Source organism: Sulfitobacter sp. 1A12056, assembly GCF_043558125.1.
Taxonomy (GTDB): Bacteria; Pseudomonadota; Alphaproteobacteria; order Rhodobacterales; family Rhodobacteraceae; genus Sulfitobacter; species Sulfitobacter faviae.
In genome coordinates, this window is sequence record NZ_JBIFFY010000010.1 from 114,204 (window position 1) to 129,192 (window position 14,989).

General features: G+C 62.3%; 7 protein-coding genes. 5 read left to right on the top strand and 2 right to left on the bottom strand.

What is annotated here, in order from left to right; all coding sequences use genetic code 11:
* Positions 1 to 354: 354 nt before the first annotated feature.
* The gene (locus tag ACGYLD_RS16280; protein ID WP_394403219.1) at positions 355 to 2,889 is read right to left on the bottom strand and encodes an ATP-binding protein; all 2,535 of its coding nucleotides are present in this window, start codon (positions 2,887 to 2,889) and stop codon (positions 355 to 357) included.
* 78 nt (positions 2,890 to 2,967) lie between these two features.
* Positions 2,968 to 3,450: a molybdopterin-dependent oxidoreductase gene (locus tag ACGYLD_RS16285; RefSeq protein WP_209218349.1), complete on the bottom strand. Its 483-nt coding sequence runs from the start codon at positions 3,448 to 3,450 to the stop codon at positions 2,968 to 2,970.
* A gap of 251 nt (positions 3,451 to 3,701) precedes the next feature.
* Between ACGYLD_RS16285 and ACGYLD_RS16290 the strand changes: the two genes are divergently transcribed.
* The 5 genes from ACGYLD_RS16290 (at position 3,702) to ACGYLD_RS16310 (ending at position 14,758) form a co-directional block, all read left to right on the top strand.
* Positions 3,702 to 4,322: a response regulator transcription factor gene (locus ACGYLD_RS16290; protein ID WP_067267389.1), complete on the top strand. Its 621-nt coding sequence runs from the start codon at positions 3,702 to 3,704 to the stop codon at positions 4,320 to 4,322.
* A gap of 416 nt (positions 4,323 to 4,738) precedes the next feature.
* Entirely contained in the window at positions 4,739 to 5,251 is a 513-nt protein-coding gene (locus ACGYLD_RS16295; RefSeq protein WP_067263978.1) for a hypothetical protein, read from the top strand.
* Between the two features lie 58 nt (positions 5,252 to 5,309).
* Positions 5,310 to 7,943 carry an NEW3 domain-containing protein gene (locus tag ACGYLD_RS16300; protein ID WP_271692994.1) on the top strand — a complete coding sequence of 878 codons (2,634 nt, stop codon included), beginning with the start codon at positions 5,310 to 5,312 and terminating at the stop codon, positions 7,941 to 7,943.
* A 119-nt stretch (positions 7,944 to 8,062) separates the two neighbouring features.
* On the top strand, positions 8,063 to 13,804 hold the full coding sequence (locus ACGYLD_RS16305; RefSeq protein ID WP_394403221.1) for a hypothetical protein: 5,742 nt from the start codon (positions 8,063 to 8,065) through the stop codon (positions 13,802 to 13,804).
* A 225-nt stretch (positions 13,805 to 14,029) separates the two neighbouring features.
* A complete protein-coding gene (locus ACGYLD_RS16310; RefSeq protein WP_271692992.1) occupies positions 14,030 to 14,758 on the top strand; it encodes a hypothetical protein in 729 nt (242 codons plus the stop codon).
* The last annotated feature ends 231 nt before the right edge of the window (positions 14,759 to 14,989 follow it).

Below are 14,989 nucleotides of genomic sequence, written 5' to 3' on the forward strand. Positions count from 1 at the left end.
CTGGCCAGATCGCCAAATGCGCCCCCGGTCTTCCCCCCGAGGGGAGGGACGGGGAAAACCGGTGGGGCGCATCGCTGCAAAGCTATCAGGGAGCCGCTCCCTGGGGTAGGGGAACGGGCAGCAGCTCCCGAGAAGGCCCGCGTCGTGAAGCATATTTTCAGGCGAAACGGTCGAAATGAACCGGTTGCCAGCTTGGACGCGGTCATTGGTGTGGTCAATGACGCCTTCGTGCAGACCCGTCTATCGGCGGGCATAACTAACTATAGGTCGCGCCTCGCATCGTTGCATCTGGGCGGGGGTATAATCGGACTAGTCTTAAGGATAGGTTTCCGCCGCCCCGTCCAAGCAGATTTGTCAGAGGTCAAGCTGCGCCTTCATCGCCGCCAGCGTCGCGTCGCAGGTGGCGGGCAAAGCCTCAGCCAGCGCGCGGGCCTCTTCGCCCTTGTCGGTCTTGCAGGCGGTCTCGATCTCTTTGAGCAGCCCGTGCAGCCGGTCGGCGCCGAGCATGCCGCACATCCCGGCCATGGCATGGGCGCGGGCCTGTAGGTCAGGCAGAGCATCGGCTGCCATCAGGTCGGGCAGATCGGTCGCGACTTGTTGGTCGAGCTTTTCCACCCGCTCGCGCAGCTTATCCGCGCCCAGCAGGTCGAGCAGATCTGCGATTTGTTGTTCGTTCAACAGGGGCCGTTTCGCGGATTTCGCCTGTACCGATGACTGGGCGCTGGCCAAACGCTCGGGCAGAGCCTGTTCGGGCATTACCGCGCGCCCCGAAAGTTCGCGCAGCTTGGCGCGCAGTACCTTCATATCCAACGGCTTTTGCATGAACCCCGACATCCCGACGGCGCTGAACTCCGCCCGTTCTTTCGGCATGGCATGGGCGGTCACGGCGATGATCGGCGTTTCGCGGTTGGGGCCCTCGCCGGAAAGAATCGCCTTGGTCGCCTGAATGCCATTCACCTCGGGCATGGAGATATCCATGAGGATCGCATCGAAGGGCGCGTCTCCGGCCAGTTCGATCGCCTCGCGCCCGCCGGTGGCGAGGGTGACGTCATGGCCAATCTTCTCAAGCATCGCCTTGATCAGCTCGCGGTTGATCTCATTGTCGTCCACCAGCAGAAGGTTGAGCCGCTGAGCCGCCGCGGGTTCGGCGCGCTTTTGCGGGTCGGGGGCCGCATCGCTGTTGATCTCGGCCAGATCGGCAAGCTCTACCGGCAGGCGCAGGGTGAAACATGTCCCCTCCCCCACGGTTGACTCGCAGGTGATCTCACCCCCCAGACGTTTGACCAGACGGCGCACGATCCCAAGCCCCAGACCGGTGCCCCCGGTGCGGCGCTCATAGCGGCTGTCGAGCGAGACGAAATCTTCGAAAATACGGTCGATATCCCCCGCCGGAATGCCAGAGCCGTCATCTTCGACCTGAAGGTGAAATTCTTCCCCCTCCGTGGCGGATTTGGCGAACCACCCGCGCAAGGTCACATCGCCGCCGGGGCTGAACTTGATCGCGTTGCTTAAAAGGTTCACCAAAATCTGCTGGATCGCCCGCGGGTCCGTGACGATGGCCTTGTCGTCTAGCTGTGTCAGATCAAGATGCAGCCGGGTGCCCCCGGCCTCTGCCAGAGGGTCCATCGTATTGATGATTCCCGCCATCAGCACGGTCATGTCACAGGTCTGACGCACCTGTTCATAGGTTCCCGCCTCACTGCGTTCAATGGCCAGCACGTCATTGATATGGCCCAACAAAATCTCGCCCGAGGTCATCGCCGCATCGAGATAGCGCTTTTGCTCATCATCAAGCCGGTCATCTTGCAGCAGTTGCAGGGCCGAGATCACACCATTGAGCGGCGTACGCATCTCATGGCTCATCATGGCGAAGAAACGCGATTTTTCTTGATAGGCGTCAAGGGCTTCGTCCCGCGCGGCAATGATCTCGGCCTCGCGAAGGCGTTTTTCGGTGATGTCCCGAATATAGGCGATAAAGAGCGACCCCTGCCCCATCGGCGATTGCGACACGGACATCTCGACCGGGAAAATGCGCCCGGCGTGGTCGATCATCTCAAACTCGCGGCGGCCCTTGTCGGCGACCTCCGTCTCGCCGGTGATGCGGAACCTCTCAAGCCGCTCGCGGTGCATCCTGCGGTCGGCCGGGGGGATCAAAAGGCTGATATAGTCCCTGCCCTTCGCCGCCTCATGGGTGATGCCAAAGATCTCTTCGGCGGAACCGTTGAAATCTTCGATCTCCCCACGCTCATTGATGACGACGATGGCGTCGAGCGATGCCTGAAGGGTGGTCGCAAGGCGCAGGTGGTTTTCTTCGACCAGTTGCGATGTGCGGTTCAACCGGCTGGCCTGCCGCGAGAGGCGGTAGACCGCCCCGACCAAGGCAAGGGTGACGATCAAGACGATCGCCGCCATCACCTCGATCAGCCGCACGATCTCATGGCGTTCGTTTTGGGACAGCTCGCTGGCAATGGCGATGGAGGCGAGGGCAATCTCGCGGGGCACGTCTTCGATGCTGCGCAACATGGCGTCGATATCGTCCAATGCCGCGATCAGTTCGGCGTCGGACCCGTCAATCGCGGGCAGGAACCCGTCCAGCTGGGCCCGCAACTCACGGATTTTCGGTTTGGCCTTTGCGTTGTTGCGCACCCGTTCGGCCAACAGAACGCGGCTATAGAAGATGTCGAACCTTTTGCGGAACTCGTCCAACGCTTCGGGCGTGGCGGATTTCGCCTCAGCCAAGGCGCGGTCGGTCTTGAGGAATTCGATCTCGATCTGCGTAAAGACCCATTCAGCATGGTCTTGCTGCGCACTGTCGAGCGCTTGAATCCGATCCCAGACGTTATAGGCCAGATAGGCGGCGATGCTCATCCCCAGCACGAGGATAAGCATCAAGACCTGTCGGCTTCTTGCGCGCGCGGGCCCGAATTTTCCTGCGTCGTTCATCCAAGCCCTCTGCGCCATTGTCAGTTACTCGACACTAATTCGGTCAAGCTGCCAGATCGACCGGCTGTAGACCAGTTCCGTCTGATAGGCGATGTCGCTGTCATAGGGGTAGACCACCCAAAGCGGCCCCTTGTCCCGGCGCGACATCTCCTCGCCATTGGTATGGTAGGCGATGATCGGCCCGTCTTCGACCGCGTCGGACATGGGGATTTCCACCGCATAGTCATTGATCGCCGTCGCGGTGATGGTGCCTTCTTCGACGTTCAGCGTCTCAAAGAGGTCTTTCAACGACACGCCTTCGAATGCCTGCGTGCCATCGGTCCAGATCGTCGTTGTTTCAAAGCTTGAGACAGGCATCGATTTGAGATCCGAGAGGGTGAAGCTATGGGTTTCCTCGGCCAGCGTCACTTCGAGCACGGCCTCTTCGTCTTGGGCGGCAACCGCCGACGCAAGGCCCAGAGAGAGGGCAGCCGCGGTGATGGTCTTGCTGAGGTACTGAAAGGTCATGTCAAATTTCCTTATCTGGCGTTGTGACCTGACCATACCCTGCCCGAATGACAGGCGCGAAGGCGCAGAAGCGCATCCCCCCTATACCAAAGGATAGGTGCGCCTGTCCCCGCGCGCCCCGCATTGCCATACCAAAGGATAGCGGCGCATGCCTTTGCCCCCCTTTCCCCTTGGGCTTTCATCTTTCCTTTGAAACGGGCACACTCTACCAATTAGAGAACGCCGGCCATTTTGGCTTCAGGAGATCTATTATGTCTTTGCGTATTTTAATTGCCGATGATCACGACATGGTCCGAGAGACCATCGCCATGTTTCTTGATGCGGATGGGGCCACCGTCACCGAAGCGGCAAGCGATCTGGCCGGAGCGCTGGACAAGATCAAATCAGAGCCGCCCTACGACCTGGTGCTGCTGGATTATACGATGCCCGGCATGAAGGGCTTGCAGGGTCTGCAAACCGTTCTTGATATCAATGAGGGTCGCCCGGTCGGGCTCATCTCCGGCACCGCCACTCGGCTCATTGCCGAACAGGCGCTCGAAATGGGGGCGATCGGCTTTCTGCCCAAGACGCTGCCCGCCAAGTCACTGGTCAACGCGGTGCGTTTCATGGCGGCGGGAGAGACCTATGCCCCGGTCACCTTCATGTCGGGCAAGGACAATCCCGAAGAAACGGATTTCGAGAAATCCCTGTCCGAGCGAGAGCGCCAGGTGCTGCGCGGATTGATGAACGCGCAGTCCAACAAAGAGATCGCCCGCGACCTCGATCTGCAGGAAGTGACGATCAAACTGCATGTCAAAACACTTTGCCGAAAACTGGACGCAAAGAATCGTACCGATGCGGCGATCATTGCGCGCGACGCGGGCTTCGTTTGAGGCCCGTTTCACACCCATGAACCATCCCCGGCATCGGCCCAGCGCGTGCGCTGTAGCGCCCCGATTTCCCCCTGAGCGTAAACCATAATCGCCCGCCTCGTGCGGGCGTTTTTGCGTTCGGCCTATAGCGGCCCGCGACGAATCAAAGATTCGGGAGCCCCATTTTTCCCAGCAAAATTAACCATCTGCGGAGCCCGCGCCCGGCCCGATTTCCGCGCCAAATGATAGGCCGCGGCGCGACCTGATAGGGTCACCTATCCTTTCGGCTAAGCGCCTGACCACAGGCTCAGCGAGTTAACCGTTCGCTCAGATGATATCGGTATCCGGTTCCCCGAAGATGAGAACAGGACAACGCAATGAGCGTGTCCGTTCATTGCAATCGCCGGCTCTTCACCGGCCAACAAGGGAACTACTAGATGCGTATCCATATCTCCCAATTGTCCAAGACACTCATCACGAGTACGGCTTTGTCGCTCGCTGGTTTCGCGGCTGCCGCCGACGCGCTCACGAGCGAATTCTCCTTCCGCGTGGTGGAAACCAATGCCGAGGGCGAAGAAGTCCTCGTAGAGCGTGAGACGGTCCGCCCGGGCGAAGTCATCTCTTATGAGCTGCGTCACCAGAACATGACCGACGGCGCCATGGAAGGGCTCGTCATCGCCGCGCCGGTCCCTGAGGGCGTCTCTATCACATTGGGTGCCGAAGTGACCTCTGTCGCCGCGGTCTTTGAAGTCCAGGCCGAGATGGACCCCGAACAGGAAGGGCTGGAATGGTCCACCGTTCCCGCCATCCGCAAGGTCGTCGATGCCGATGGCAACATGACCGAAGAGCCGCTTCCTGAAGAGGCTGTCGCCGCCGTGCGCTGGACCCTCTCCGAACCGCTCGAAGCAGGCGATTCCGCCTTCAACAGCTACCGCGTGCGCCTGAACTAATCCCGGCGCCTCTCTCTCCACTCTCTCTCCAACTACTATAGAACTAGGGAATATTAACGTGAAACACCAAACAACCTTCCTGCGCTCCGTAAGCGCCGTTGCTCTGACCGCCGTGATCGGCACTGTCGCTTTCGCGGCACCCGAAGCGGGCTCTGTCATCGGCAACCAAGCCGTGGCGACTTATACCAACGCCGCGGGCGACACGATCACGGTAACCTCCAACACCGTTGAGACAGTCGTTCAGCAAGTTGCCGGCGTCACCCTGACCTCCGACAACACCGAAACCATCGCCCCCGGCGGTAAGGCGTTCCTGCCGCACATCATCACCAACGATGGTAACGGCCCGGATGCCTTCGCACTGACCGCGGTTGAGACCAACAGCGGCACGCTCGACACCTCGCAGCTGGTCTTCTACCCCGACGCCAACATGGACGGCGTGGCCGATAGCGTCACCCCGCTGACCGAGACACCGACCCTCGCCCCCGGTGAGCAGTTCGGCATCGTGATCGAAGCCTCCGTCGCCTCCACGGCCACCGGTTCCGACACGATCACCGTGACGGCGGCCTCGACCCTCGACGGCACCGTGCTGAGCACCAACACAGACACGCTGACAATCTCCAACGACGCGATTGTCGAGTTGGTCAAATCGATGACCGCGGACCCGGCTTCGGGCGGCAACCCCAATATCATCGACGCAGGCGATACGGTAACGATCACGCTGACCTACTCCAGCACCGGTCTGGCCGCGGCCAACAACTACTCTGTGCAGGACGTGCTTGATGGCCGCCTGACCTATGTGCCCGGCTCGGCCCGTTGGTCTGACTCCGCCACACCGCTGGACGATAACAACGGCTCCACCGTGGTCGACACGACAAACGGCTCTGGCGAGACCATCGCTTGGGACTATGACGACGCGCAGAACGTCAACTTCCTGATCTCCTCTGTCGGTTCTGGCCGCTCGGGTGAGGTGACGTTCCGTGCCGTGATCGCGGATACCGCCAACGCGGGCATCATTACCAACGTGGCGACCCAGGACGTTGACGGCGTGGCCTTCCCGCCATCGAACACCGCCTCTGTCACCGTGGACAACCAATATGCGGTTGCGGTTGCCGATACGGCGATCAACTCCAACGGCACGGCCAACCCGGCGATTGCCTCGGCCACCGACGATGACGCGGCCAACAACGATGTCGTCACGGAATCCGGTGATGTCTATCAGGGCGGCACGATCCGTCAGGAATTCGTGCTGACCAACCTCTCCAACAGCCCGGACAGCCTGACCCTCGACGTGACCAATGGCGACTTCCCGGCTGGCACCACCTTCCGCTTTGTGGGCGCCGACGGTATCACACCGGTGGTCGGCTCTGTCGGTCCCTTGGGTATCGGTGACAGCGCAAAGGTGACCTTGATCGCCACATTGCCAACCGATGTCGCACCGACAGCCACCACCAACTACACCGCCGTCATCACAACGACCTCGGACAACTCCGGCGTCAGCGATGTGTCGACCGCCGAATTCACCGGCGCGGTTCTTGCGGCTTCGGTCGATCTTGAGAACGCCGTCGTCGGTTCCGAAGGCGATGGCGCGGCACCGACGAACGGTGGCAACCCATGGGTCACCCAGTCGACAGACCCGGGCGCACCGGTTGTCTTCGAGATGCTGGTCGAAAACAACGGCCCCACCTCGGACAGCTTCAACCTGTCGCTGGATCAGGCCCTGCCCGCAGGCTGGACGGTTGAGTTCCAGCTGCCCGACGGCTCGATCGTGTCGAACACCGGCACCATCCCCGCAGGCGCATCGCAGGCCATCCGCGCCGTGATCACGCCAGCCGATGGCGCCCTGCCGGGTGACACGCTGGTCGACGTCGCGGTCGTCTCTTCCGTCTCGGGCCAAGGTGACCGGATCGTCAACCAAGTCACGGTCAATGAAATCTATGACGTGAAGATCATCGAAGACCAAAGCGCGCAGGCTTCGCCGGGTGGTATCGTGGACATCCTCCACACCATCTCGAACGAAGGGAACGTGGCCATCACCGAGGCGTCGATCACGCAATCGGGTCTGACCAACTTCTCCGGTGCGATCTTCTGGGATCAGAACGGCAACGGCGTGATCGATCCGTCCGAACCGGTGATCGACAACTTCGATGACCTGACCGACGGTGTCTCGCCGGGTGTCAACGGCCTTGCCCCGGGCGACAGCATCTCGCTGATCTACCGTGTGCAGACGCCTTCGACAGCCACCCAAGGTGTGTCCGAAGTCGGCACCATCACCATCAACAACACGTTGAACGGTGTCGGGACCGATATCGACCAGACCAACAACGCCGTCGAAGACCGCGTGGTCATCATCTCGGGCGATGTCACACTGAGCAAGTATCAGTACATCGACGCGAGCTGCGATGGCACCGTGGGCACCTTCACCAAGACACGTCTTGATGTCGAGCCCGGCCAGTGCATCCGCTACATGGTCGAAGCCGAGAACACAGGTGCCTCTGCGGCGGACAATGTGATCATCACGGACGCGGCCCCGGCCTATACCGCGATCACGGACTGTGGCGGCGCCTGCCCTGAAAGCCTGTTCCCGGGCACCAGCACGGCCACCGTCACCTCGACCAACGTATCGAGCACGCATGGCACGATCCTTCCCGGCGGCTTTGCCCGGGTAGAGTTCACCGTGCGGGTCGACGACTAAGCAACCTCTCGGGCGCCCCCGGGCTGAGCGATGCTCTCCCGGGGGCGCCCCCTCCTCCCCCCGTTTCCGTCTCCCCCATTTTTCACTCCCTTCCCAGGGATCGCAACAGGAGCAAGCTGATGCGCAGTTTCCTTATGTCTAAAGCCCGCTCGGCTCTGGCCCTGATCAGCGCCTCCGCACTGGGCCTGAGCCTTCTGCCCCAGACCGCCACCGCCGCCCCGGCCCCCGGTGGGTCTTTCATCCGCAACGTGGCAGAAGTCAGCTATTTCAACACCTCCCTTGGCATCATGGAACGCGTCTTCTCGAACCCGGTACGGGCCGAAGTCGCCGCGGTTCCCGGGCTGGAAGTGACCGGCTACTCCGACCTTCTGCTGACCCGCGGTGCCTTTGGCCGTTACCATTTCGACGTCATCAACAGCGGCAACGTGCCGCTTTCCACATCGGTCAGCATCGGCGAGCAAGGCAGCGCCAGAATGATGTCGCGCCAATCGCTTTTCCCCGATCTCAATGGCAACGGCCTGATCGATGCCGAGGACCGCGCGGTCGACATGTCCGCGCCCATCATGCTCGCGGCTGGCGAACGGCTGCAACTGATCTATGAGTTCCGCATCTCAGCAGAGACGCCCGTAAGCACCCAATTCGCCAGCATGTTGACCGCCTCTGCCGTGACCGAAGATGGCCAACGCCTGACCGAAGACGCCATGGGCGTCTCGCGGGTTGAGGAAGGCGGGCTCGAAGTCTCGAAAGAGCAGGTCGTCGCCGAGAATGACGAGGGCGCGCTCATCACCTACACCCTGCGGCTGCGGAACGACTCCGAGCGGGACGCCTTTGGCTACCCTGAGATTGAGGGCCAGCCGATCGTGATCGACGGCACGCCCCGGACCGGCGTCTTGCTGCGCGATGCGATCCCGCTGAACACCGTGTTCCACGCGGTGCAGGATTCGGGCACCATGACCGCGCTGGTTCACATGCGCGGCGCGCCTGACCACCACTACGTCAGCGTCGCCCCGGCCGGGCTTTCCCATGACGTGGATGCGGTGGCCTTCTTTCATGAGGGCGACTACGCCGTCGGCCATGCGACCGATCCCAGCTTCTCGGTGCGGGTGCCTGCCGACTTGGGCAAGGTAGAGGTGCAGAACACCGCCTCGGCCTTTTACAACAACCAAGAAAGCACCCTGCTGCTGACCTCCAACACCGTGGTCTATGACCGCGATACAGAGACGGTCGGCACCTTGGTCTTTGAACACCCCGAGACCGGCGCGGACCAGCCCTATGGCACGCCGGGCAGCGACACCCGCCTGCGCCTCACCTCGGGCGCCTGCAACATCAGCGCCGAAGTCGACAGCACGACGGTGACCATCCGCAGCATGCTGACCGGCGATGTGGAAACCATCATCGCGACCGAGACCGGGGCCAACACCGGTGTCTTCCTCACCCCCGCCCTCCCGATGGCGCAAATGTCGCCCGCCGTTGCCGGGGATCAGGTCATGGCCACCGATTTTGGCGATAGCTTCATCGCGACGGCGTCTTGCGACAGTGCGGTGCTTGAGGACGATCTGATGATCAACCCCGGCAACTTCCTGTTCAACTCCGTCACCAACGCCCCGATTGACGGCGTGGCCGTGGCGCTTGTCGATGCCCGTTCGGGCAACGAAATGGCCCGCACCCAGACCGACCAGCGCGGCTTTTTCACCTTCTCCGAAATGCCCGAAGGCGACTACCGCTATGCCGTGATGGACGCGCCCGCATGGATCTTCCCCTCCGCGCGTCTGGACTATGCCGGTATGGGCCGCAATGTGATGGATGCCGGTTGGGGCCGCGCGTTCAGACACGCAGGCGGCGCATTGTTCGTCTCCGACATCCCGGTTGATCCGAATTATGGCACGCCGCTGGCGCTGGACAAAGCCGCCGACCTCGACCGCGTGGGTCACGGTGAATTCGTCACCTACACGCTGAGCTTCACCAACAACATGCATCAAGCGCTGATCGGCGGCGAAATCCTCGACCGGCCCGCCTATGGTGTGAACTTCGTGCCCGGCACGGTGACCCTCAACGGAGAGCCGCTGGACGACCCGCAAGAGATCGGCAATGGCGATCTGCGCTTTGACCTGGGCATGCTTGAGCCGCTGTCGAGCCATGAGCTGTCCTATGTGATGCAATTCTCTGCCGCCGCCCGCGAAGGCCGCAACGAGAACAGCGCGATCCTGTCGGGCCGCCAAGCGGGCACCGGGACGCTGCAACAATCGCAGACCGCGCGCGCCATGGTCCGGCTCGACAATTCGGGGGGTGTCTTTGCACGCCAAGGCACCGTGCTGGGCGCCGTGTTCATGGATTGCAACGGCAACGGTCTGCGCGACCGCGTTGAGGATGAGCCCGGCATTCCCGGCGTGCGCATCGTGACCCAGGAAGGGCTCTTCGTGGTGACCGATATCAATGGCGCCTATTCGCTCAACGGCATGCGTCCGGTGACCCATGCCTTCCTCGTGCAGCCCGAAACCCTTCCCGCCGGAACCGCGGTGCAGGTGACCCGCACCAACGATCTGCGCCGGGGTGGCTCGCGCATCGTGCCGCTGAAGAAGGGCGAGTTGCGGACCGAGAACTTCGCCGTGGCCCAATGCACTCCCGAAGCGCTTGAGGAAGTTGGCAAACGCCGCGACCATTTCGCCGGGAAAAGTCAAACCCCCGGCATGAACGCAACCGATCTGCCGATCGACGGCCAGCGCAGCAGCACCCGCTCGGTGCGCGGTGAGGCGGGCATCGCCACCACCACACAGCTGACCCCCGGCATGATTGCGGCGCAGAACGAAGAGGCCGGGCGTGACGCCTCCTCTGTCGCGCAAGCCGCCCGTGCCTCGGCGCAGCGTCAATCACTCGACAGTATGATCCAGAACCTCGATAGCGCGCCGGGCTTTGTCGACTTTGCCGAAGACACCGCCGTCACCCGCGCCACGCAGAACATCCGGATCAAGGGCAAGGCCGATCTCACGCTGTCGCTTCTGGTGAACGGGCGCGAGCTGGGCGGCGACCGGGTGGGCGAACGCACCAATCTGGCGAAAAACAATGTGCAGGCGCTGGAATATGTGGCCGTGAAACTGGCCTCGGGCGAGAACGTCCTGACACTGGTGGGCCGTGATGGTTTCGGCATCGAACGCGTCCGCAAAGAGCTGCGCCTGACCGCCCCCGGCAAACCCGCCCGGATCGAGATCCTGATGCCGGAAACCGCTTCGGCCAATCCCGCCTCGGTGGTGCCGGTCGTGGTGCGCGTGCTTGACGCCGGGGGCCGCCCGGTGCCCGCATCGGGCACCGTGACCCTCGCCGCTCGCCGGTCGCTTTGGGATGTGACCGACATCCGCAGCAGCGCGCCCGGCGTGCAGGCCTATCTCGACAATGGCGAGGCGACCTTCAACCTGATCCCACCGCAGGCCTCCGGCCCCGACCTGATCACCGTGCGCTCCTCCTTTGGCGAGGCCGAGGCGCGGGTGACCTTCACCCCCGACCTGAACGAACGTGTGCTGATCGGTGTGATCGAAGGCGCGGTTTCGCTGAGCGGCGATGCGGGGAATGTTATCGAAGAAGACCGCATCAGCGCCTTCGAGGACACCACCACCGGGATCCGAGGTGAGCTTTACCTCAAAGGGGTGATCCGTGGCGATGCCCTGCTGACCCTGCGCTACAGCTCGGACCGGGACACCGAAGACAGCCTGTTCCGCGACATCCGGGGTGAGGAATACTACCCCGTCTACGGCGACAATTCCGAACGCGGGGCCGATGCGCAATCTTCGTCCAACCTCTTCGTGAAGGTAGAGAAAGGCCGCTCCTATGTGCTCTACGGCGATATCGCCATCGCGCCCGAGGCCAGCGCGCTGAAACTGGGCGGATTGCAACGTGTCGCCACCGGCGCCAAGGGCCATTGGGAGAACGACCGCGTTTCGGTCACCGTCTTCGCCGCCCGGACAGCGCAGGAGCAGCAGATTCAGGAAATCCGCGGGCGCGGTGTCTCTGGCCCCTATGACCTTGACCTGAGCGGCTATGTGCAAGGGTCCGAGCGGGTGGAGATCCTCGTGCGGGACGAAGACGGCGGCGATATCCTGTCGGCCACGCCCCTGCTGCGCGGCACCGACTATCTGCTCGACTTCTTTCGCAACACCATCACCTTCGACAGCCCGGTGCGCCAGTTCGACCTCGACGGCAACCCCGTGTCGATCCGCGTGACCTATGAGGTCGAGGCCGAGAGCGCCGAAGCCTATTGGCTCTATGGCGGTGAGGTGAACTATGCCCTGTCCGAGCGGACCTCTCTCGGCGCCCGTGCGGTCCATGCCGACGCCCCCTTGGGCAACGCGGCCCGCCAGCGGATGCACTCTGCCTATCTCCAGCACGAAGACCGCCAAGGCGGTCTGTGGGAGGCCGAGGTGGCCCGGTCGGAGAACGCCATGGGCGACAAGGGCAACGCTGCGCGCCTGTCCTATGAGCTGAAGACCGAAACCCGCCACTTCGCTTTCGAGGCGATCCACACGGGCCGCGACTTCTACGCTCAAGGCGGGTTGGCGCGCCCCGGCACCACGCAGGTCCGCCTGAGCTATGGCGAAGAGATCGACCGGCGCAGCGACATCGACTTCGGCGCGGAATACACCCGCGACCGGATCAACGACAGCACGCGGCTGACCGTGGATGCGATCTATTCCCGGCATCTGAGCAAGACCCTGCGCGGCGAGATCGGCCTTGAGTACAGCCGGGACCGCACCGCCAGCGGCAGCGAGAGCGACACCGCCCTGATCCTCGGCGCACATTGGACCCCAGCGGCCCGCCCCGGCACCGTGATCGAGGCCAAGCTGCGCGCCCCGCTCAGCGGCGACGCCCCCACCGAACTGACCCTCGGCCTTTACGACGAGCCCAAGAACGGCTGGCGCGTCTATAACGAGATCGAGCTTCAGTTCGGCAGCGACGCTCTGGTCACCCGCGCGGCCTATGGCTTCACCTATACGATGAACGAATGGGTCACTGGCCGTACCGAGATGACCAAAACCAGCGGCACCAGCGACACCACCATGGTGCAGGGTCTGTCGGTCGATTGGGACCTCAACGAAAGCACCAACCTGCGCGCCGACCTTGAGCATTCACGCAACCTTGAAACCAATGACGGAGAGCTCACCTCCTTTGCCATCGGCACAAGCTGGGAATCGGCGGATGGTGACTGGGTCGGTGATGCCGAGCTGGAAACCACTTGGGAAGAGAGCGGCAAGACCCATTACGCCAGCTTCGGCATCGCGGGCAAAGTCACCCCTGAGCTGACCGTTCTGGCCCGCAGCCGTGCCGCGCTCGACCGCCGCGAGGGCGAGGACTCCCGCCGCATGCGCACCCGTATCGGGGCCGCCTATCGCCCCAAGGATAACGCGCGCCTGGATGTGCTGGCTTGGTATGAGCATCGGCTGGAAGAGAAACACGCCAGCACGGAAACGCATCTGTGGTCGATCGACGCGAATTACGAGATCGACGCCGACCTGCGGATCAACGGCAAATATGCCGGCCAGTACCAGAAGATCGGCACCAATGCCGGCGCGCGGGCCAATACCACCACGCAGTTGATCCAAGGCGGTCTGAACTACGAATTCGGCGACGACCGTTTCCAACTCGGCCTCAACGCCACGCATCTGTGGGACAGCGAGGGCAATTCTTCCAACGGGATCGGCGCCGAATTTGGCTTCACCCCGCGCGAAGGTGTCCTTCTGGCGCTCGGCTACAACAAGGCCCGTGGCCGGGTGGCAGGGCAAAGCAGCCTCTATGACGAAGGGTTCTATTTCCGGTTCAACCTGCTGTTGGACAACTCACTCTGGACCCAGTTCGACCAGTTCCTCGGAAGCTGACCGGGAGACTCAGCCTCGAGGGAGAGCCACGTTCCAAGCGCATCTGGAACGTGGCTCATTTCTCTTTCAGAGCGCGGCGTCGCTCCAAAGTCGACCCGGCCTATTCCAAGTGCCGGGCCGACTATCCTTTCGAGACGCTAACTAGCTGTCCGCATTAATGAAATATCGATTTTAGAGGCGCATGATCAGGGACAATGCAAACCTCCAGCCCGATGGGAAACTCCGATGAAAAAGCTCGCTGCCAGCACTGCCTTTTGCCTGATCGCCGCCACCCTCTCCGGCGCGGCAAATGCTAATGATTTCGCCCGTTTCGACAGCCGCAAGATCGCCGTCACCGGCCTGAACTTCGCCCTGTCGCCTTCCGCCTCGGATGCACGGATCCACCTCAACCGGGCCATGATCCAGACGCCTGTCAAACATGCACAGGCCCCCCGCAAACTGACCCTGCCCCCGCGCGGTGGCCCATCGGCGGCGGTGCGTCATGTCATCGCCTCTGCCGAGGCGGGCGCGAAAGGCTATGACGCGGTGCAGCATGGGGCGCGGATCAAGCCGCCCAAGCGCCCCACAAGCATGACCATCGGCGAAATCTATCGCTGGATCAAGGCCACCCCCGGCCAGCCCCATGCCATCGGGCGCTACCAGTTCATCCCCAACACCTTGAAAACGCTCGTCGCCGAAGCGGGGCTAAGCAAGAGTGACCGGTTCACCCCACAGGTCCAAGACCTGCTGGCCGATCTATTGCTCGAAGATGCGGGATTTACCCCCTTTATGAAGGGCAAGATCAGCCGCCATCGTTTCATGGAAAACCTCGCCCGGATCTGGGCCGGGCTGCCCACTTCGACGGGCCGGTCCTATTATCACGGCCATGCGGGCAACCGGGCTGTCATCACTTGGAACGAATTCGACAGCCATATGAAAAGCATTTTTGAAAACACGGCACGCGGTACCTCCTGACCGCGCGCCCCACTCTCTTCTCTCTCTCTCTCTCTCCGTCTCCCTCCAGGCCAAAGCGCGCGTATTTTCGCCGCTTTGGCCGCCTTTTTAGCCGCGGCGCTGCATCTCGCGCGGCATTTCCGAGAAGATTTCAGGCCCATCGGCGCGCTGCTGAGGTAATCCCCCCCGATCTTAAGGGGATGCGGAAGTAGAATTTTCTCGGCAGGATGAACGAGGAGATTCCGATGAAGA

Coding starts and splice junctions, on each gene's coding strand:
- ACGYLD_RS16280 (WP_394403219.1), bottom strand. CDS start 2,889: ATGCTTATCCTCGTGCTGGGGATGAGCATCGCCGCCTATCTGGCCTAT.
- ACGYLD_RS16285 (WP_209218349.1), bottom strand. CDS start 3,450: ATGACCTTTCAGTACCTCAGCAAGACCATCACCGCGGCTGCCCTCTCT.
- ACGYLD_RS16290 (WP_067267389.1), top strand. CDS start 3,702: ATGTCTTTGCGTATTTTAATTGCCGATGATCACGACATGGTCCGAGAG.
- ACGYLD_RS16295 (WP_067263978.1), top strand. CDS start 4,739: ATGCGTATCCATATCTCCCAATTGTCCAAGACACTCATCACGAGTACG.
- ACGYLD_RS16305 (WP_394403221.1), top strand. CDS start 8,063: ATGCGCAGTTTCCTTATGTCTAAAGCCCGCTCGGCTCTGGCCCTGATC.
- ACGYLD_RS16310 (WP_271692992.1), top strand. CDS start 14,030: ATGAAAAAGCTCGCTGCCAGCACTGCCTTTTGCCTGATCGCCGCCACC.